This window comes from Methylocella sp., from assembly GCF_041905455.1.
In the GTDB taxonomy this organism is placed as follows: Bacteria; Pseudomonadota; Alphaproteobacteria; order Rhizobiales; family Beijerinckiaceae; genus Methylocapsa.
The window spans coordinates 31,969-50,603 of the sequence record NZ_JAYRLA010000019.1 but is presented as its reverse complement, the minus strand read 5'-3'; the positions used below and the strand labels follow the sequence as shown (position 1 = coordinate 50,603).

Annotated in this window: 19 protein-coding genes; 3 read left to right on the top strand and 16 right to left on the bottom strand. The window is 69.5% G+C overall.

The window, feature by feature from the left end:
• The 3 genes from rnhA to ACE3OG_RS14200 all read right to left on the bottom strand — a co-directional run.
• The coding region (gene rnhA, locus ACE3OG_RS14210) for a ribonuclease HI (protein ID WP_374309771.1) at positions 1-432 on the bottom strand (432 nt) is incomplete at its 3' end.
• Positions 433-458: 26 nt separating this feature from the next.
• On the bottom strand, positions 459-1,424 hold the full coding sequence (thrB, locus tag ACE3OG_RS14205; RefSeq protein ID WP_374309769.1) for a homoserine kinase: 966 nt from the start codon (positions 1,422-1,424) through the stop codon (positions 459-461).
• 521 nt (positions 1,425-1,945) lie between these two features.
• A complete protein-coding gene (locus ACE3OG_RS14200; protein WP_374309767.1) occupies positions 1,946-2,332 on the bottom strand; it encodes a hypothetical protein in 387 nt (128 codons plus the stop codon).
• A gap of 171 nt (positions 2,333-2,503) precedes the next feature.
• Here ACE3OG_RS14200 and folE point away from each other — a divergent pair, with 171 nt between their 5' ends.
• The 3 genes from folE to ACE3OG_RS14185 all read left to right on the top strand — a co-directional run bounded on the left by folE (position 2,504) and on the right by ACE3OG_RS14185 (position 7,514).
• Positions 2,504-3,076 (top strand): GTP cyclohydrolase I FolE, encoded by a 573-nt coding sequence (gene folE, locus ACE3OG_RS14195; protein WP_374309765.1) that lies wholly within the window; start codon positions 2,504-2,506, stop codon positions 3,074-3,076.
• A gap of 230 nt (positions 3,077-3,306) precedes the next feature.
• On the top strand, positions 3,307-5,655 hold the full coding sequence (locus ACE3OG_RS14190) for a hypothetical protein (RefSeq protein WP_374309763.1): 2,349 nt from the start codon (positions 3,307-3,309) through the stop codon (positions 5,653-5,655).
• A gap of 113 nt (positions 5,656-5,768) precedes the next feature.
• The gene (locus ACE3OG_RS14185; RefSeq protein ID WP_374309761.1) at positions 5,769-7,514 is read left to right on the top strand and encodes an MFS transporter; all 1,746 of its coding nucleotides are present in this window, start codon (positions 5,769-5,771) and stop codon (positions 7,512-7,514) included.
• A gap of 18 nt (positions 7,515-7,532) precedes the next feature.
• Here ACE3OG_RS14185 and ACE3OG_RS14180 read toward each other — a convergent pair whose 3' ends face one another.
• From ACE3OG_RS14180 to ACE3OG_RS14120, 13 genes are all read right to left on the bottom strand, one after another.
• A complete protein-coding gene (locus ACE3OG_RS14180; protein ID WP_374309759.1) occupies positions 7,533-7,847 on the bottom strand; it encodes a hypothetical protein in 315 nt (104 codons plus the stop codon).
• 176 nt (positions 7,848-8,023) lie between these two features.
• On the bottom strand, positions 8,024-8,290 hold the full coding sequence (fliQ, locus tag ACE3OG_RS14175; protein WP_374309757.1) for a flagellar biosynthesis protein FliQ: 267 nt from the start codon (positions 8,288-8,290) through the stop codon (positions 8,024-8,026).
• A complete protein-coding gene (gene flgD, locus ACE3OG_RS14170) occupies positions 8,287-8,688 on the bottom strand; it encodes a flagellar hook assembly protein FlgD (protein WP_374309755.1) in 402 nt (133 codons plus the stop codon). Before flgD ends, fliQ begins: the two co-directional genes overlap by 4 nt.
• An 18-nt stretch (positions 8,689-8,706) precedes the next feature.
• On the bottom strand, positions 8,707-9,117 hold the full coding sequence (flbT, locus tag ACE3OG_RS14165) for a flagellar biosynthesis repressor FlbT (protein ID WP_374309753.1): 411 nt from the start codon (positions 9,115-9,117) through the stop codon (positions 8,707-8,709).
• 9 nt (positions 9,118-9,126) lie between these two features.
• Positions 9,127-9,474 (bottom strand): flagellar biosynthesis regulator FlaF, encoded by a 348-nt coding sequence (gene flaF / locus ACE3OG_RS14160; protein ID WP_374309751.1) that lies wholly within the window; start codon positions 9,472-9,474, stop codon positions 9,127-9,129.
• A gap of 60 nt (positions 9,475-9,534) precedes the next feature.
• Entirely contained in the window at positions 9,535-10,575 is a 1,041-nt protein-coding gene (locus tag ACE3OG_RS14155; RefSeq protein ID WP_374309749.1) for a flagellar hook-associated family protein, read from the bottom strand.
• A gap of 10 nt (positions 10,576-10,585) precedes the next feature.
• Positions 10,586-12,061 carry a flagellar hook-associated protein FlgK gene (gene flgK, locus ACE3OG_RS14150; protein ID WP_374309747.1) on the bottom strand — a complete coding sequence of 492 codons (1,476 nt, stop codon included), beginning with the start codon at positions 12,059-12,061 and terminating at the stop codon, positions 10,586-10,588.
• Between the two features lie 25 nt (positions 12,062-12,086).
• Positions 12,087-13,331: a flagellar hook protein FlgE gene (locus ACE3OG_RS14145; RefSeq protein WP_374309745.1), complete on the bottom strand. Its 1,245-nt coding sequence runs from the start codon at positions 13,329-13,331 to the stop codon at positions 12,087-12,089.
• A 235-nt stretch (positions 13,332-13,566) separates the two neighbouring features.
• Positions 13,567-14,241, bottom strand: a complete 675-nt coding sequence (locus ACE3OG_RS14140) for a response regulator transcription factor (RefSeq protein ID WP_374309743.1) — start codon at positions 14,239-14,241, stop codon at positions 13,567-13,569.
• Positions 14,242-14,403: 162 nt separating this feature from the next.
• Positions 14,404-14,871: a transglycosylase SLT domain-containing protein gene (locus ACE3OG_RS14135; RefSeq protein ID WP_374309741.1), complete on the bottom strand. Its 468-nt coding sequence runs from the start codon at positions 14,869-14,871 to the stop codon at positions 14,404-14,406.
• Positions 14,872-14,920: 49 nt separating this feature from the next.
• Positions 14,921-16,336 (bottom strand): flagellar hook-length control protein FliK, encoded by a 1,416-nt coding sequence (locus ACE3OG_RS14130; RefSeq protein ID WP_374309739.1) that lies wholly within the window; start codon positions 16,334-16,336, stop codon positions 14,921-14,923.
• Positions 16,333-17,517, bottom strand: coding sequence for a chemotaxis protein MotC (locus tag ACE3OG_RS14125; RefSeq protein ID WP_374309737.1), 1,185 nt, complete (start codon positions 17,515-17,517; stop codon positions 16,333-16,335). The genes ACE3OG_RS14130 and ACE3OG_RS14125 overlap by 4 nt, the downstream gene beginning before the upstream one ends.
• Positions 17,514-18,635 carry a flagellar motor protein MotB gene (locus tag ACE3OG_RS14120; RefSeq protein ID WP_374309735.1) on the bottom strand — a complete coding sequence of 374 codons (1,122 nt, stop codon included), beginning with the start codon at positions 18,633-18,635 and terminating at the stop codon, positions 17,514-17,516. The genes ACE3OG_RS14125 and ACE3OG_RS14120 overlap by 4 nt, the downstream gene beginning before the upstream one ends.

The window sequence follows — 18,635 nt, the reverse complement described above, 5'->3', positions numbered from 1 at the left end:
CCGGCCCGGCTTGAACGGCGCCATGCCGAGGCGGGCGAGCTCGTCGGCGCGCTCGTTCAACTCGTTCCCGGCGTGGCCCTTGACCCAGCGCCATTCGACCTCATGCGGCGCGGCGGCCGCCTCGAGCCGCAGCCAGAGCTCGGCGTTCTTCACCGGCTTCTTGTCGGCGGTGCGCCAGCCGTTGCGCTTCCAGCCGGCGAGCCATGACGTGACGCCGCCTTTCACATAGTTCGAGTCGGTGTGCATCGCGACGCGCGCCGGCCGCGTCAGCGCCTCGAGCGCCATGATCGCCGCCGTCAGCTCCATGCGGTTGTTGGTGGTGAACGGCTCCCCTCCCGAAATCTCCTTGCGGCGGACGCCGCAGGTCATCACCGCGCCCCAGCCGCCAGGACCGGGATTGCCCGAGCAGGCGCCGTCGGTGAAGACGACCACGGGCGCTCCCTCTTTCCGCGCCTCGCTCACGCGCCAAGCCCCAGCTCGCGCGCCCCGCGCACGCGCTGCAAAAATTCGAGCTTGCCGACATATTCGAGCGGATTCTTCGGCGTGACGAGCGCTCCGGGCGGCACGTTCAGCCAGTCGACGAGGCGCGTCAGGGCGAAGCGCAGCGCGGCGCCGCGCGCAAGCGTCGGCAGCGCCGCCGCCTCCTCGCCCGTCAGCGGACGCAGCGCGCGATAGGCCTCGAACATGGCGCGCGCGCGGGAGACGTCGAGGGCGCCGTCCGGCTCGAAGCACCAGGCGTTGAGGCAGATCGCAAGGTCATAGGCGAGAAAGTCGACGCAGGCGAAATAGAAGTCGATCACCCCGGACAGAAGGTCGCCGAGGAACAGGGCGTTGTCGGGAAAGAGGTCGGCGTGGATGATTCCGCGCGGCAGACCCGACGGCCAGTTCGCTTCAAGGAAGGCGAGCTCGGCCGAGATCGCCGCCTTGAGCCCCGGGCGCAAGCCGTCCGCCCGCGCGGCGACCGGCGCGAACAGCGGCCCCCAGGCCTCGACCCCGAGCGCGTTGGCGCGCGCCCCCTTGAAGTCGGCCGCGGCGAGATGGAGCCGCGCCAGCGTCGCGCCGAGCTCGGCGCAGTCGGCGCTCGACGGGCGGTCGCGGCACACGCCCTCGAGGAAGGTGACGATCGCCGCCGGCCGCCCCATCAACCGGCCGAGCGCCGCTCCGGAGCGCATCCGCACGGGCTCCGGGCAGGTGATTTTTCGCGCGGCGAGGTGATTCATGAGGCCGAGGAAGAAGGGCAGGCTCTCTTCGTCCACCCGCTTTTCGTAGAGCGTGAGGATGAAGGCTCCGACCGGCGTGGTGAGCAGGAAATTGGAGTTCTCGACGCCTTCGGCGATGCCCTTCAGCGCGCGCGCCGGACCGATGTCGTACTCGGCGAGGAAGGCGGCGAGGTCGGTCTGCGAGACTTCGGTGTAGACGGCCATGCGAGGTCGATGGGCAGGAGGGGCGCCGGCGCGGCGCTCGGGAAGGCGCGCCGGCGCCTGAGGCGTAGCGTCCGCGGCCGCGTCATGCTGTTAGAGACATGCGCGGGCGAGGTCAATTTGCCTCAAGGCGCGGCTCCCGCATCGTATTGCGACGCAACATAAATTCTTGCCAAATTGCCTCCAATTCATGAATTTCCACCTAAAATCGGCGTGACAATCGCGCGCAGGTCGTTTATCTCGTTTTTGCGCCCAACGCGCGCGTCGCTTTCCTGCGGCGCATTCCTGCGGCGCATTGTCCAAGTCCGGGAGGACGTCGACCACACGGCCGCGCCAGTCGAGGCGGCGTTTGTTCCTGCGTCGAGCGGACGGACACGGGGCGCGGCGAGGATGGATCTAAAGCCGGGCGAAGGCGAGATGCGTCGCATCCTCGCCTTTGCCTGTTGCGCGTCTCTCTCCTGAAACGTCCCGCTCCTGCAACGCTTGCGCCGCGGAATGGCCGCCCCATCGGGCGACGCCTGCGCTCAGCGCGCCGGCGTCGGGGCTGGCGTCCCGCCGGTGCGCCGGTTCAGCGCGCCGGCCTCGTCGTACATCTCGATGCAGGTGAGGATTTCGACATAGCTCGGGATCGGCTCAAGGCCCTGCGCGAGGCAGGTGTCGCGGTTCTCCCGCTTGTAGCGCGACCAGTTGCGCTGCAACGTCGCCCGCGCGTCGTTCTCGTCCTGCATGCAGCCCTGGTAGGCGAGCTTGGCGTCGACGCCGCCGCCGAGATCGGCCGCCGCGCGGCAGGTTTTCGCGACGTCGAACCTCGGCGCCTCGTCCGCCGCGGCCCACGCCGGGGAGCGCGCGCAGGACAGCGCCAGCGCCGCGCCCAATAGGACGACGCCCCGCACGACGCCTTGATGATTCATCCCGTTCTCCCGTGCGCCCCGGCCTGCGGCGAAAATCGCCTGCGCGACGACGGCGGCAATCTGGACCGCGCCGCCGGCGCGCGCAAGGCGCCCGTCTGGCTTAAGGCGCCGTTTCAGGCAAGATGGCGCAAAGACCGCCGAATCGCGCAGCAGACCTGAGGAGAGCGCAAAATGGGAAAGCCGACGGACGCCGAAGCCGAAGCCGCCGTGCGCCTGCTGATCGAATGGGCCGGCGACGATCCGGACCGCGAGGGCCTCGTCGACACGCCGAAGCGCGTCGCGCGCTCGTACAAGGAGCTGTTCTCGGGCTACGACGAAAACCCGCGCGACTATCTCGAGCGCACGTTCGAGGAGGTCGGCGGCTATGACGAGCTCATCGTGCTGCGCGACATCCGCATCGTCAGCTTCTGCGAGCATCACATGCTGCCGGTGATCGGGCGCGCCCATATCGGCTATTTGCCGAACGACCGCGTCGTCGGCATCTCGAAGCTCGCGCGCGTCGTCAACGGCTTCGCGCGCCGCCTGCAGATCCAAGAGAAGCTGACGGCCGAGATCGCCGACGCAATCTCCGACATTCTGCAGCCGCAGGGCGTCGGCGTCGTGATCGAGGCGGAGCATAGCTGCATGTCGCTGCGCGGCGTCAAGACCACCGGGTCGACGCTGACGACGAGCCGCCTGCGCGGCGTGCTGCGCGACGACCTGCGCACGCGCGAGGAGTTCCTGCGGCTGGTGCGCGGCGGCTAACCGGCCCCGCGGGGCGAAGGCGACGAACCCGATAAGACCCCCGGCGAGCGCGAGGGGGCGAGGTCGGAGCGCGCGGCGCGCCAGGCCGCCGCGAGGCCGCCAGGCGCCGTCCGATCTTGCGCGCCGGGGCGAGCGGGAGGATAGTCGAATCGGCCGCCGGACGTTTATGCGGCCAAGACCGCATTTCGACGAAAGCGATTTCCTTTCAAGTTCGATTTCCGGAGGACCCCATGACGTCCGACGCCGCGCCGACGCGCGAATTCCATCTCGGCCTGACCATGTCGGGGGCCATCTCCGCCGGCGCCTACACGGCCGGCGTATTCGATTTCCTCATCCAGGCGCTCGACGAATGGGAGCGCGCGAAGCGGGGCGGGATTCCCGGCCTCGACGCGGCGGCGCTGCCCGATCATTTTCTCGGAATCAAGGTGATCTCGGGCGCCTCGGCGGGAGCGATCACGGGGGCGATCGGCGCCGTCGCCCTGGCCGACGAGGGGCGGACGCCGCGCCTTTTTCCCAACGGCGGGATCCAGTGCTGGCTGCCCAAGCTTTACGAAGCCTGGGTCGAGAAGGTGCAGCTCTGCGCCGACGCCGCCGGCGAAGTCGACTTCCTCTCGACCGGCGACCTCGACGGCGCCTGGCCGAAGCCCGACGAGGATTATTTCGCATCGAGCAAAATCAGGCAGGAGCAGGACAAGAAGGGTCCTCCGGCGATGTCGCTTCTGAATTCGCGCCTGCTCGACGCCATCGCCCATGACGCGCTGAAGGTCGCGGCCGTGCGCGCCCCGCGCGCGTATCTGTCCGAGAACCTGCATCTTTATTTCACGCTGACCAATCTGCGCGGCGTGCCCTACCGCCTCGCCTTCACCGGCGGCGACTATCACATGCTCTCGCATGGCGACCGGGCGCATTTCATCGTGACGGGGCTCGGCGGCTGGAGGACGCAGAGCGTCTTCTGCGACGGCGACCTCGGCGCCGGGCTCGCGGCGGCCTGGCTCGCGCCTCCTCCCCCGCCGGCGCCGCCGGCCTCCGACGCGCAGATCGCCGCGGCCGTCGCGGACGCGGCGGCGAAACGCGACGCCTGGAAGGATTTCACCATATGCGCGCTGGCCTCGGCCGCATTCCCCGTCGGCCTCAGCGCGCGCCACGTTTTCGCGACGACGGCCGACTACGGCGTCGACGCGCAGGGCAGGTTCCGCCGCTATCCGGACGAGGCGCTCGCCGACACGCCGATCATCGAGCCGAACTGGGCGGCGAAGGGCGACTTTCCGTTCATGACGGCGGACGGCGGGACGATCGACAACGACCCGTTCGAATATGCGCGCTTCGGGGTGAAGGCTGACCTCAAGCCGCGCAACGATCCCGATCCCGCAAGCGCCGACCGGGCGGTGATCATGATCTCGCCCTTCGCCGAGCCCAAGCCGCCGCTGGCGCAGGGCATGCCCGCGCCGGATGTCGTCAGCGTCTTCCGGCGCCTGATGCCATCGCTGATCGATCAGGCGCGCTTCAAGCCCGGCGAGCTCGCGCTCGCGCTGAAGCCGGATCATGCGAGCCGCTATCTGATCGCCCCGAGCCGCATCGAGATCGCGCGCGACGCGGCCGGCGACCGCATGCTCGACGAAACGGGAAGAGAAAAAGAGCTGGACGCCCGCTACGCCATCGCCAGCGGGCTTCTCGGCGGCTTCGGCGGCTTCGTCGCGCGCGAGTTCCGCGACCATGACTTCCAGCTCGGCCGGCGCAACTGCCAGCGTTTTCTGCAAACCTATTTCGCGCTTCCCGGCGTCAATCCGCTGATCGCCGCATCGTCCGACGCGGCGAAAACCGCCTTCAGGGCGCTCGCCCTCCCGCAAACGGACGCCGCGCCGCACGCGGCGACGAAAGCCGCGCGCGTCTGCCTCATCCCCCTCGTCGGCTCGGCGCAGGAGGAGGTCGCGGCGCCGCAGTGGCCGCGCATCAGCCAGGACGCCTTCGATCGGCTGCGCCCGCGCATCGCGCGGCGCTACGACAAGACGACGACCGCCCTCATCGAGGCGAACATCACGAACTTCGTCCAATACTGGGCGTTCAGGCTGCTCGCCACCTCCTTTCCACTCATCGGCGCCAAGCGCCTGGCGCTCGACTTCGTGGACGCGGCGATCCTTTCCGACCTCATCCGGCGCGACCAGATCGAAGGCTTCGCCGACGTCCCCTGCCTCGTCGAGACGAAGGACGGAGCGACCCGCGTCGTCCTCGACAGGGACCGGATGCGCGCCATCCTCGCCGCGATCGTCCATCCAAGCAACCAGCCGCGCAGCGCATCCATGGTCCTGAACGACCTCAAGGGCGATCCGGCCTTCGTCTATCAGAGCGTCAAGGACGCGCTCGACCGGCTGACGCAGCCGGACTGCGCAGGGCGGCGCTACGCTATCATGCGCGCCCCATGGCGGGCGTGGGAGGAAGAGCTCTATGCGCTCGCCGCGCGCCCGCCGCGCCTCGGGATCGTCAACGCCTACCGCACGGTTCGCCAGAAGATTCTCGACGGCCTCGCGGCGCGCTTCCCCGGCGCGCGGGCGCGGCGCGAGGAGAGCGGCGCCGCGCCCTGAAGCGGGCGGCGCGCAGCCCGCGCCGATTGACAAACCTTCGCCGCCGCCATTTGCTGGCGGCGTCCGGCTCCTCGCCGGCGCAGCGCCAGACGGCGCCAACGGCCAGGGCTGACATGGCGATCGCGTCCATCCCCACGCAGAAGGGGGCCGCCCCGCGCAGCATGACGCGCGACGAGAAGAGGCTGATCTTCGCCTCCGGCCTCGGCACGGTCTTCGAATGGTACGACTTCTACCTCTATCTGACGCTCGCCGGCGTCATGGGCCCGCATTTCTTCGGCCACTTGCCGGCGTGGAAGGCCGAGCTCTTCATCCTCCTCGCCGCCGTCTGCAGCTTTCTGGTGCGCCCGGTCGGCGCGCTTGTCTTCGGCCGGCTCGGCGACCTCGTCGGCCGCAAATACACATTCCTGCTGACCATCCTGATCATGGGCGGCGCGACCTTCCTCGTCGGCCTGCTGCCCGGCTACGCGTTCATCGGAACGGCCGCGCCCACGTTGCTCATCGTCGCGCGGCTGCTGCAGGGCCTCGCCATCGGCGGCGAATACGGCGGGGCGGCGGTGTTCGTCGCCGAGCATGCGCCGGAAGGGCGGCGCGGGCTGTTCACCTCCTTCATCCAGGCCACGGCGACGCTCGGCCTGTTCGTCTCGATCGTCGTCGTGCTGACGACGCGCTGGCTCTTCGGCGAGGCCGCCTTCGCGAGCTTCGGCTGGCGCGCGCCGTTCCTTTTGTCGGCGGGCCTGCTCGGCCTCTCGCTGTTCATCCGCCTCAGCCTCAATGAATCGCCCGTGTTCGCGCGCATGAAGGCGGAGGGGCGCGCCTCGCGCCGGCCGCTGCGCGACGCCTTCGGAAACTGGCGCAATCTGCGTCGCGTGCTCGTCGCGCTGTTCGGCCTCACCATGGGCCAGGGCGTCGTCTGGTACGCGGGCCAAGTCTATGCGCTGAGCTACATGCAGTCGACGCTGCGGGTCGACGCCTTCACCGCGATGGTCCTGATGGCCTGGGCGATGGCCCTCGCCAGCGGATTCTTCGTGGCGTTCGGCGTCGCCTCGGACCACATTGGCCGCAAGCCGATCCTGATGTTCGGCTGCCTCGCCTTCGCCCTTGGCGCTGCGCCGGTGTTCGCGCAAATCGCCGAGATCGCCAATCCGGCGCTGGCCCACGCCCATCGGGCCGTCGCCGTCACGGTCGTCGCCGATCCCGCGGGCTGCGGCGAATTGCTGAGCCTCGCCGACGCCAAGCGGCCCACCACCTCCTGCGACGTGGCGCGCGAGCTCCTGTCGAGCCATTCGGTCGAGTTCCGGCGCGTCGCCGGTCCGCCCGGCGTTCCCGCCGTCGTCAGGATCGCCGCCAGGCAGCCCGACGCGAAGGAAAAGCCGGTGGAGATCGCCGCCTTCGACGCCGCGGCGGTCGAAGACCCGCCGGCGGCCCGCGCGGCGCTCCTCGACAAGATCTTCGCCGCGCTGGAGGCGGCCGGCTATCCGCCGCTAGACGCGCAGACGGCCGTCCGCGTCGCCCATCCATTCGACGTGCTGCGGGCGCAGCCCGCCGAGATCATCGGGCTTTTATTCCTGCTCGTCCTGTTCGTGGCGATGGTCTACGGGCCGCTCGCCGCCGCCCTCGTCGAGATGTTCCCCGCGCGCGTGCGCTACACGTCGGTGTCGCTGCCCTACCACATCGGCAACGGCTGGTTCGGCGGCGTGACCCCGGCGGTCGCCTTCGCGATCATGGCGCACACCGGAAATCTTCTGTCCGGCCTGTGGTATCCGATCGCCGTCGCGGCGACGACCTTCGTCATCGGCGTCTTTCTGCTGCCCGACTCCAGGGCCCCGGACTCGAAGGACGCCGGCGCCGAGGCGGCCTGAGGCCGCCGCGCCGCGACGCTACTGGCAGACGCGCACCCGGTGGTAGACGTAGGCGTAGCCGTTCCAAACCGCCTGCGGCTCAAGCCAGCAGCGCGGCGGAGGCGGCGGCGGATAATAGGCCGGGCCGTAATAGGGCGGCGGAGGCGGCGGATAGGCGTTCTGGCTCGCGATCGCGCTCCCGGCGATGGCTCCCAGCGCGAGGCCGCCGATCATCCCCGCCGCGACGGCGCCGGCGTCGTCGGCCGCCGCCGGCGCGCTCGTCGCCGCCATCGCGCCGGCGGAGAGGCCCGCCGCAAGCGCCGCGCTCAGCGCCTTCGTTCTGAAACCCTGCATCAGCTCCTCCATGGCGCCGCCGACGAACGGCCTTCAAGATCAACGCCGGACGCGAAACGCGCAGGCTCGCTCGAGCGCGCCCGCATTCGCCTGCGGCGCTTTTCGCGCCCGTTTCCGGCGAGATTAGGTCGAAGGCGCTAAGAAATCGTAGCGCGCCGGAAACGTGCGGCTGCGCGTCAGAACCCTTTCTCGATGCGGGCGTAGACCTGTTCGGCGAAGGCGTAGAGCTGCGCCCCCATGAACGGGGCGCCGAGCGCCAGGGCGACGAAGACGGCGACGATCTTGGGGACGAAAGTGAGCGTCGTCTCCTGGATCTGCGTCAACGCCTGCAGCAGCGCGATCACGAGGCCGACGATCATCGCGGCGGCGACGGCGGGGCCGCAGCCGACGAGGATCGTCCAGATCGCCGCGCGCAGGATCTCGAGGGCGTCGGCCTCGTTCATGCGATGCTGATCGTGACGCCGGAGCCGAGCGCGATCTTCGAGCCGTTGGCGAGCGTCGCGACCGCGGCCCCGCCCTCGCCGGTCGTCACCGCGACGATGATCCCCGAGATCGATCCGTCGGCCGACGTCGCCGTGCGCCCGATCAGCGTCCCGGCCTGCGTGGCGATCAGCGAGTCGAGCGAGGAATTGGTCTTGATCTGCTGCTCGACCGCCGAGAAGGAGGCGAGCTGGCTCATGTACTGCGTCGGATCGGTCGGGCTCGTCGGATCCTGGTTCTTGAGCTGGGTGACGAGCAGGTTGAGATACTGGTTGTAGTCCACCGTGGCCGAAGCCTTGGCCGAATTCGTGCTGACGGCCGAGGCCGACGCGGAAAGTGCGCTTACGGCGCTGATCGACATCTGTGGCTCCCATGTGGTTCAGGCGGCCTGCGTCGGCTTGGCGGGCAGGACGCCGCGAAGAATTTCGTCCTCGAGGCTGAACAGGGCGCGGATCGCCTTCAGCGCCTCGAACGCGCGGTCGGCGTCGACGAGGCCCTCGACGGCGCGCAGCCCCGCGGCGAGCGGCGCGTCTTTCGAGATCGACAGCAGGCTGCGCATGGACTGGTCGAACATGTCGCGGGCGGCTTCGCCGCCGGTCGGGTTCATCAGCATGATCTGGACGATGAAATAGAGCTGACGCAGCGGCGTCGTCGCGTCCTCGACCTTCATGACATGCGCTTCGAGAAGGAAGGTCACGTCGTTCATGAGCTCCAGCGACACCTTGCGGTCGACGCGCAGGACGGCGCCGTTGACGTAGATCTTCTCTCCGGCCCTCAGGGAGACATGCATGGCCGATCCCTATTTCAACCCGTCGCGGATCATGGCGCAAACCTCGACGAGGCCGCCAAAGCTCGACGATCGGCCGGCCCGGAGGTCGTCCGCCTGGCGCAGCACCCAGATGCCGATCGACACGAGGTCGCCGCGCAGCGTTTCGGGCAGATCATTGTCGGGGCTCGTCAGGTCGTCGAGCAGAACCCTCCACAATCTACACAGGAAATCGATCGCCCGCGCCGACTCCGGCGAGCCTGGCCCGGCCGCCTCGGCGAGCCTCATCAGCTCGATCGCGCGGCCGAAGGCGAGGCGCTCCCGCTCGCGGCATTCGCCGGGCGCGGTCTCGAGGGTTTCCGCATAGCTTGCCTGATACATGACCGTCCGCATGTTGAGGCCGCGCCGTCCCGCGCCGGATGGCGCGCGACGTCGCGCGCGCTACAGATATTTGACGAGGCTCAGATCCTGCAGCTGCGAGGTCAGGGCGTAGGCGGTTTCGATTCCGGTCTGCAGCTCGCTGACCCGCGTCTGCGCCGCATAGACGTCGACGTTCTCGAGATCGCCGATCTGACTCGTCAATATGTCCTTCTGGCTGCTCAGCAGCGAGTTGGCTGACGTCGTCGTCGCCTGCGCGACGCCGAGCCTCGCCTGAACGTCCGTCAACGCCGACATGCCGGCGGCGATCAACGTGCGGGCCTTCGCGACCACGACATTGTAGGCGTCCGCGCCCATGTTCTGCGCGCCGAGGTCGGCGAGCATCGTGTAGGCCTGCGCCAGATTCCTGAAAGCGGTTTCGTTGGCCGTCGCCGAGGTCGAGACCGTGCGGCCGGGCGAGATCGCGCTCGTGATCTCCTCGTTCGAGGCCGACGACCAATCGGCGCTCCATGAGGCGCCCTGAAAGAGGCTCGCGAACGGACCGTCGAGAAAGGCGGCCATGTCGCTCGCGCCGATCGTCGAGACGGAGGCGTCGGTCTGGCTCATGCCGAACGCCATGGAGAACGCCCCGTCCACAGCGGCCTTGTTCGTCGCGCCGGACGCATAGTAATCCGCGACCGGCGCCTGCGCGGTGTTGATTCCGCCAAACAGCGCGTCGCCGTTCATCGTCGAGTTGAGCGCGCTGATCAGGCCCTTGAGCTTGTCGACGGCGGAATCCTTGATCGTCTCCGCGTTGGTCGTCGAATTGTTCGTCGACAACAGCTGGTCGAGCATGGACTGCGCCGACGAGCTGATCGCGTCGAGCTGCGTCTGGGCGAGGCTCATCCGCGAGAGCGCCGCCGCATTCGCGTCCGAGTACGCCGCAAGCTGCGACGTCTGCGCCTGCAGCGAGAGGCTTCGGCCCGTCTCGCCGGCGAGGTGAAGGCCCATGTCGGCGCGCTTGCCCGTCACTTCGATCTGGGCGGAGGCGAGTTCGGCCTGCTGCGTCAGGACCGTCCGCCGCAGCGAGGCCGAGATGGATTGCGTCGAGATGTAGGAGCTCATGACGGGCGGCCTATATGCCGTTCAACAGCGCGTTGAACATGTCGTTAATGGCGGAGAGCATCTTGGCGGAGGCGGAGAAGGATTGCTCGAGGTCGAGCATCTTCGACATTTCGTCGTTGATGTTGACGCCCATGTCGTTGGACAGCGCCGTCGAGGCCGCGCTCGCCACGGCGTCCTGATAGCTCGAGGCGTCGGTCGCAGACGCATATTTCGACTCGATCCAGCTCGCCGAGGCCGAGGCGTAGGCGCCGAGCGTCGCCGAGGTCGACAGGCCGCCGGCGGAGGAGAAGCTCTGCACGCCGGCGAGCTTGCCCCGAAGCTCGACAAGGCGCGCCGCGAAGCTCGCCGCGCCCGTCGTGTTGTAGTCGTAGGCGCCCGCGCCGCCGTCGGCGATCCCGCCGTCGCGCAACAGGAAGGCGTTCCCGCCCTGGCTCGGATCGACGGCGGGATTGACGACGATCTGCGCGGCGAGGCCGCTCGCGCTCGTCGGCATGGCGTTCGCGCCGGAGGTCGTGAAAAGCCCCGGCAGATCGGGGCCGGCGCCCGATTGCGCGCTTTCCTTGAACGTCTGGACGAGCGCCAGCGCCATGCCGTCGAGCTGCGCCTGATAGGTCGGCGCCTCCAGGTCGCGCAGGCTCGCGAGCCCGGCGATCTCCCCCGTCGCGAGAGGCATCGGCGAAGAGGCGCCGGTGACGGCGACGCCGTCGACATAGACCGCCTTGCCGACTGTCGAGGCCGTGTAGGATTGCGTCGCCTCGAAGGCGACCGTCCTCGCGCGCCCGCCTTGAAAAAGGACGACGCCGCTGTCCGTGTAGACCGACATGTCGCCGTCGCCCGCGACGCTCGTCGTCACGCCGATCTTGGCGGAGAGCTGCTTGACGATCTCGTCGCGCTGGTCCTCGAGATCGGTGACGTCGCGCGAGGCGGCGAGGCCCGACATGATCCGCGCGTTCAGCGGCTCGAGCTTGCCGAGCAGATTGTTGACCGACGCGACGTCGGCGGCGATCTGGTCGTCGGCGTCCTGGCGGACCTGCTGCGTTTCGGCCGCGGCCTGATTGAGGCCTTGCGCCAGCGTGACCGCCGCCGAGACGACCCCCGCCGCCGCGCTGGCGTCGCTCGGCGAACCCTCGTAGGTCTGCAGCGCGGTCGAGAGGGCGCTGATCAGGGCGGAGGGCGAATTCGCCGAATCGGAGTCGCTCGACACGTCGCCGAGCGTCTGCGACAACCGCTTGAGGCCGGCGGTCAGCGCGTCCTGCCCCGCGCTCGCCGCCGTCGACGACAACAGCTTCTCGAACACCGCCTGCGCGGAGGCGCGGGTGATCGAAGTCACCTGCGACCCGTAGCCCGTCGAGACGACATTGGCGGTCTTGCGCGAGAAATAGGATGTGTCCGACGCGCCCGAGATATTGCGCGACAGGGTCGCGATCCCGGTCGTCACGGCGGCGAGGCCGGACTGCGTGGCGGAAGCGGCGGTCGAGAGGCTCATCGCGGCGGCTCCGGACGTGCGCGGGTCACTTCAACATGTTGTTGAGCTGCTGAAGAAGCTCGGAGCCGGTCTGGAACACCTTCGAGTTCGATTCATAGGCGCGCTGCGCCACGATCATGTCGGTCAGCTGCGTGGCGAGATCCACCGTCGAAGCCTCGAGCTGCTGCGACTGGATCGACCCGAAGCCGTTCGAGCCCGCCTCGCCGACGGCGATCTCGCCGGAGTACTGGTTCTGCGCGAACACGTCGCCGGTGAGGGGCGTGAGATTGTCCGGGCTCGTCACCGTGCCGAGCGGAATGGTGTAGGCGACTTTCTGCGCGCCGTTGGCGTAGACGTAGGACAGCGCGCCGTTCGTTCCGATCGCGACGCTCTGGATGGCGCTTGGGGCGCCGCCGTTGGTCGACGGCTTCGCCGAGAAGTCCGTGGCGAGCTGGGTCGATCCCGAAAGGTCGAGCGTCAGGCTCTGGCCGCCCGGCACGGTCAGGATGGTCGTAGCCGGCGTCGTCGTCAGAGAGCCGTCGGCCGCGCTGAAGGTGAGAGTCTGTGTCGACAGAGCCGCGGACGAATAGGGAAAGCCGCCGCCCGAGCTCGCGGCCGACGCGTCGTAGACGCTCATCTCCCAGGTGTTCGCGCCGGTCTTCGCGTAGTAGACGTCGAGCGTCTTCGCGGCGCCGAGATTGTCGTAGGTCACCATGGACGTCTTGGACGTGTAGACGGAGCCGGCGACGTTCGCGCTCGGCGGCGAGCCGGAGATGGCGGTCGCGCTCGCGTTGAGGTTGACCTTGAGCGTTCCCGTCGTCGAGGGAACCGCCTTGAGCCCCTCCCCCGCCACATTGACCGGCTCAAGCGCGGCGAGCCCCGAGTCGCCCGTCGCGCCGGACGCCGCGCTGTAGCCCATCAGCGTGAAGCCGGCGGAATTGACGAGATTGCCTTTCGCGTCGGGCTGGAAATCGCCGGCGCGCGTCAGGAAGATCGCCCCGCTCGAGTCGCTGACCAGAAAGTAGCCGGAGCCCTGCACGGCGAGATCGGTCGTCGACGACGCGGATTGCAGCGCGCCCTGCTCCGAGATGTCGTAGCGCACGCGCGTCGTGACGCCCGAAGCCTCGTAGCTCCAGCGGCCGCGCTGGTTGAGCAGGCTCATGAATTCCGTCTCGGCCTGCTTGTAGCCCGTCGTGTCGGCGTTGGCGATGTTGTCGGACACGGTCGCGAGCTTCACGGATTGCGCGTTCATGCCGGACACGCTGGCGTTCAGGGCGGTCAGAAGACTCATGGGGAATGCTCCATCGACGTTGCGCGATCCTAGGAGCGCCATCCTTGCGCGTGGCTGTCCGCGATTTTCCGCCGCCGACCGGGCGCGGCGCCGGCCACGTTTCAGCCTGCGAGCGGACGGCGCGCGCGCCCGCGCGAAGCCTGCCCGCCAGTCGTTGGGATGATCCGCCTCGACTTGAAGACGCAAGGCCAGGCGCCTGACGGAGGAGGCGGCGCCCCGGCGGAGAACGCGGCGGTCAGACCGCGCCTTCGAGCCGATAGCCGAGGTAGCGCACCGAATCGATCGGATCGTAGCCGAGCTGGCGCCGCAGCTTCTTGCGCAGCTTGCTGATGTGGCTTTCGACCACGTTCTCCTCGACGTTTTCGTCGTAGATGCCGTAGATCGAATTGAAGATCTGCGACTTGGTCACGCGCCGGCCGCGATTTTCGACGAGATATTCGAGGATGCGCCGCTCCCTCCGCGGCAGGGCGAGCGTGCGGCCGTGAAGCTCCGGATCGCGCCCGTCGGCGAACACGCGCAGATCGCCGATCGACACGTAATCGGCGTCCTTCTCCCGCCGGCGCCGGATCGCTCCGACGCGCGCCAGAATCTCGCGCACGTGGATCGGCTTGCGCACCACGTCGTCGACGCCGGCGGCGAAGAGGTCGAGCGTCTGCTCAAGGCATGGCGCGTCGTTCATCGCGATGAGCGGAGCGCGGGACCTCTCCCGGATCATGCGCGGATAATGCGACCGCTCATGACAGTCGCCGAGAAGAAACGCCTCGACGGCGTCGATGTCGTTGTCGCCGACCGTTGCAACCCAATCGCGAAAGTCGTCGGGCCGGAAGGACGCCGACGCGACGCCCTCGCTGACGAAACGGCTGGCGTAACCTGAAGTGACAATCTCACGTTCATCAACGATGACAAGCACTTGAGCCCCCTCAAATAACTCTGTATATTAACTGAGTGTTAATGAAAGTTCGTTATTCGTCAATCAAATTCGCGCGTGTCGCGCGCAAATTTCGCAATAAAATGCAATTTTACAACCATTGGTTGTATAGAGCGATTTTCGGACCCGGCGGACTTCGCCCCTTCAGCGGCAAAACGCCTTCGCGCCCTCGGTCCAGGCGCCGAATCCCGAACGCACCATGTTCGCCGCGACCTGGCAGACGTAACGTTTCTGCGCCGGAACATTGCCGGGACCGGCGTGGTAGCGCGCCGCCGCCAGCGTCCAGCTTCCCTCCTGCTCGTGAAGCCGCTTGAGGAAGCGGGCGCCGTAGTCGACGTTCTCATGCGCCCCGAACATCTCGCCGATCGAGGCGAACTGCGCGCCATGAAAATGATGGTTGATCTGCATGCAGCCGACGTCGATCAGCCGCGCGCCCTCGCTTTTCGCCGCCGCGAATCGGCGAAGGGCGTCCTCGAAGGTCGGCGCCAGATAGGGCCGGCCCTCGATGTTGAGCGCGAACGGATGGAGCGCGCCGCCATCGCCCGACTCCGTCATCGCCACTGCGTAGAGTACGCTGAGCGGCACGTCATATTTACGCGAGGCCTGCGCCATCTCCCGCTCGCACGCGCCGAGAGCGGACGCGGCGGCGGCCCTCGCGGCGTCAAAGATACAGATCGCCGCCAGCAGCGCCGTCGCCGCCGCGCCGCTGCGCCGCGCCCGTTTGTTCCTCGCCGGAGGGCCGGCGGCGCCGCTCTCCTGCGCCCGCGTCGCCGCCCGGCGCCTCGCCCCCAGTCTGCGCGAAATCGGCGTGTCGAGAGTCCTGAGCATGCGTCGAAGCGGTCCCGGCCTGGAGCGCCGGCGCGGCGCCCTCCAGCGTTTTGACGACGAGATGATCTACGACATATCCTGAGCCGCGCAGCTTGCGCGCGAGTTGCGCCGCGTCGCCATGGATGAGCTTGGCGGCGTCCGCCTGCGCGGCCTCGATCTCGACGTCGAGCCGGCCCGCGGAGAGGCGCAGCCTGATCGTGATCCTGCCGAGCGCCTCGGGCTCGAGCTGCAGGTCGAGGCTTCGCGCCACCCCATAGGCGCCCGGTCGCGGCTGCGCCGGCGACGCCGACGCAGCCTCTTCGGCCGCCGCGGGCGCCGGGGCCGGGACGGACGGGCCGCCCGTCATCGTCGAAGCTTCCGCGGCGATCGCCTCGCCGATCGAGAGCGCGTCCTTGAGCGTCGCGCCGGCCGGAGGAAGATGCGTGCGCCTGTCGAGCACGACAGCCTTGACCTCGATGGAAGGCGCGCGCCTTTGCTCCGGCGCCCTGGCGGCCTTGCCGACTGCGGCGGGCGACGACGCAGAGCTCTCGCCGGGCGGCTGGCGCAACGCTCCGACGCCGGCTGGCGCCGCCCCCGGCGGCGCAGGAGCGCTCCCTTGCGCCGGCTGCGCCGGATTCGCGAGGGGAATCGCCGCGGCGGCTGCGGACACGGGAGAGGCGCCGAGAGCTGAGAGCTCCGCGACGGTTCGCGCAGCCATTTCGCGATGCGCCATCCCGGGATCGTCGGCGGCGCGCCGCGTTTCGTCTTCATCCAAGGCTTGGCGCGGCGCGCCGGAAAGACGCGCACGCTCCGCCTCCGCGGGCCGCGTCCGCCCGTGAAGAAGCCCGACTTTCTCCGCCTGCCCGGTCGAGCGCGCAGGGACGGGCGGTCCTCCGCCAGACGCCTGCGCCGCATCGCCGGACGCGGGCTCGCGCACAGCGGTCCGCGCGACCACCGCGCCGCGCCCATGCGCCGCGAGAGGCGCATCCCCGGCTTGCGCGCCCTCCCCTTGCGCGGCCTCGCCGCTCACCCGTCCGAGCGCCGCCTGCAGATCGGCGAGGCCGGCGACGCGGACCGTCCGCTCGGCCGTCCCTGCGCCGTCATAGGCCTCGGCGTTCCGCGCCGCCCGGTCGCCGAGCTCGGCGATCAAGGCGTCGAACGGCGCCGCGCCGCGCCGGTCCGCCGCCGATTCGTCCTTCGTCGTCCGCGCCGCCGCGCCGTCCACCCCGCGCAGGCTGGAGCTGGCCGCGGACGCTGCGACCGTCGTCATGGCCGTGCTCCCTTCAGTAGCCCCGCCGTCTGCGACAGGGAGAGCTCCGCGGCGCCGATCAGCTTCGAGGCCGGCGAGTCGTCCGACGCGGCGCCTTGCGCCTCGTCGCGCTCCGACGCTCGCGGTTGCGAACTCATCTGGCTGGCGAGGCGGATGACGAAGGCGCGCAGGGCGCGGTCGTCGCGGCCGAGCTTCGCGTCGTCGGCCGCGGCGAGATCGGCCGCGCCTTCCTCGAAGTCGCCGCCGACGATTTTCGCCGCCCCCGCGTAGAGGCGCGCGCGCGCCCCGGCCGCGCCGTCCCTGGCGACGTCCAGCGCCTTTTCGGCGGCGGCTCGCGCCGAGGCGGCCCGTCCCATCAGGAGGCCGACGCGGGCCATGTTGAGATAGAGATCGACGCGATAGGACTCGTCCATCTCTCCGAGCAGTTCGGCGAGGCGGCTGCGCCGCTCCGGCTCGTCGGCGAGGCCGAAGCGCGCGACCGCCGCCGCGAAGCTGCGGCGGAAGTCCTCCGCGTAAAGCGATCTGGCGTAGCGGCGGAAATACTGACTCGAGGCGGAGACGAAGCGGCTGAAGTCCGAAGCGGCGTAGGCGAGCACCACCGAGCGCCGCAACGCGGTCTCCTCGACGAGCCCGCCGGGGGCGAGAACGCGCGCCTGGTCGAGAAGGCGCGCGGCGCCCGCGGGATCGGTCTTCGCGGTCAGCGCCGCCTTGGCCAGGGCCAGAAGGCCCGCGACCGACGGCGGCGCCGCGAGGGGGTCGACCTTGCCGAGCAGGTCGCGCGCCTCGTCTTCGCGCCCCTCGGCGTAGGCGAGCGCGCCGACGGCGAGATCGGTCTGATCCTGAGGCGCGACGCCCGACTGCAGGATGCGGCGCATCACCCGCGGCTGGCCGCCGCCGAGCGTATAGGCGACCGCGGCCTGAAGGTTGCGCGGCTGCGCGTAGAGTTGCGGATCGAAGGCGCGGAACTCGTCCGCGAGCCGGGCGATCAGCGCGGGCAGCCGCGCCTTCGCGCCCGCGTCGCCCATCGCGAGCCGGTCCTGCGTCTCGCCGAGCGCGCGGATCAGATCGCTCGGCCTTCCCGCGCGGACGGACGCCGGCGCGTCCGTCGTCTGGCATCGGCCCGGAGCCGCGGCGAGGCACGACAGCGCGAGCAGGACGATCGCATTTCTGCGCCTTTTCACGGCTTCTCCTTTCGCACGAGAATTTCGATGCGGCGGTTCGTGGGCGCGAGCGGATCGGCGGGAACCTTCAGGCGCCGGTCGGCGTAGCCCTCGATCCGCTCGACGCGCTTGTCGTCGAGCCCGCCGCGCACGAGCATGTAATGCGCCATATGGGCGCGCGCGGCGGAGAGCCGCCAGTTGTCGTAGTCGCCGCTCTTGTAGGGGCGCGCGTCGGTGTGGCCGCGCAGGACGAGCGCGCCGGGACGCTCCTTGAGGAGCGCGCCGACCACGCCCATCGCCTTGATCGTCTGCGGCTCCGGAACGGCCGAACCGACCTTGAACATCGCGAAATTACGGTCGTCCGTCAGGCTGACGAGCAGGCCCTCGCCTGTCGCCTCGACGTCGACGCGCGGCGCCTGCGCGCCCAGCGCGGCGAGCTTTCCGGCGATCTCCGCCTTGAGGGCGCCCGCATGGTCTTCGCGCGGCTTCGCCTCGGCGCCGGCGCGCCTCGCCTCAAGGGGTCCGGCTTCCGCAGGCGCCGGCTCCGCCGCCTTGCGGTCGGCTTCAGCCGGCGGCTTATCCGGCGCCTGTCCGCTCGCCCGGACGAGCCGCGGCGCGGTCGTGAAGGGATCGAGAAAGGCTTCGGAGTCTTCGGTCGCGGACGCGCCGTCCGGCGCGCGCTCCGCGGCGGCCGGCCGCGGCGCGGGCCCGGGCGCGCTCGCGGCGATTTCCTCGAGCGCGGCGTAAGGGTCGCGGAACAGCGTCGCGTCGCTCACCCCGCGCGCCGCGACGGCGGGCCGCTCCTGCGCCTGCGGCGCCTCGGCGGCGTCGTGGCCCGCCTGCGCGTCCTCCTTCGCCTCGGCTTTCTTCGACGCCGAAGGCGTCTCCGTCTTCTTCGGATCGCGCAATCCCCTTTTCAGGGTCGTCACGTCGACGAGTTTGACCGGATTGAAATATTGCGCGACCGCGTGCTTCGTCTTGTCGCTCGTCGAGCTGATGAGCCATAGCACCAGAAACAGCGCCATCATCGCCGTCATGAAATCCGCGAAGGCGATCTTCCAGGCGCCGCCATGATGGGCGTCCTCATGCGCGGCGCGGCGCTTGACGACGATGATCTCGGAGCGCTCGTTTTCGGCCAC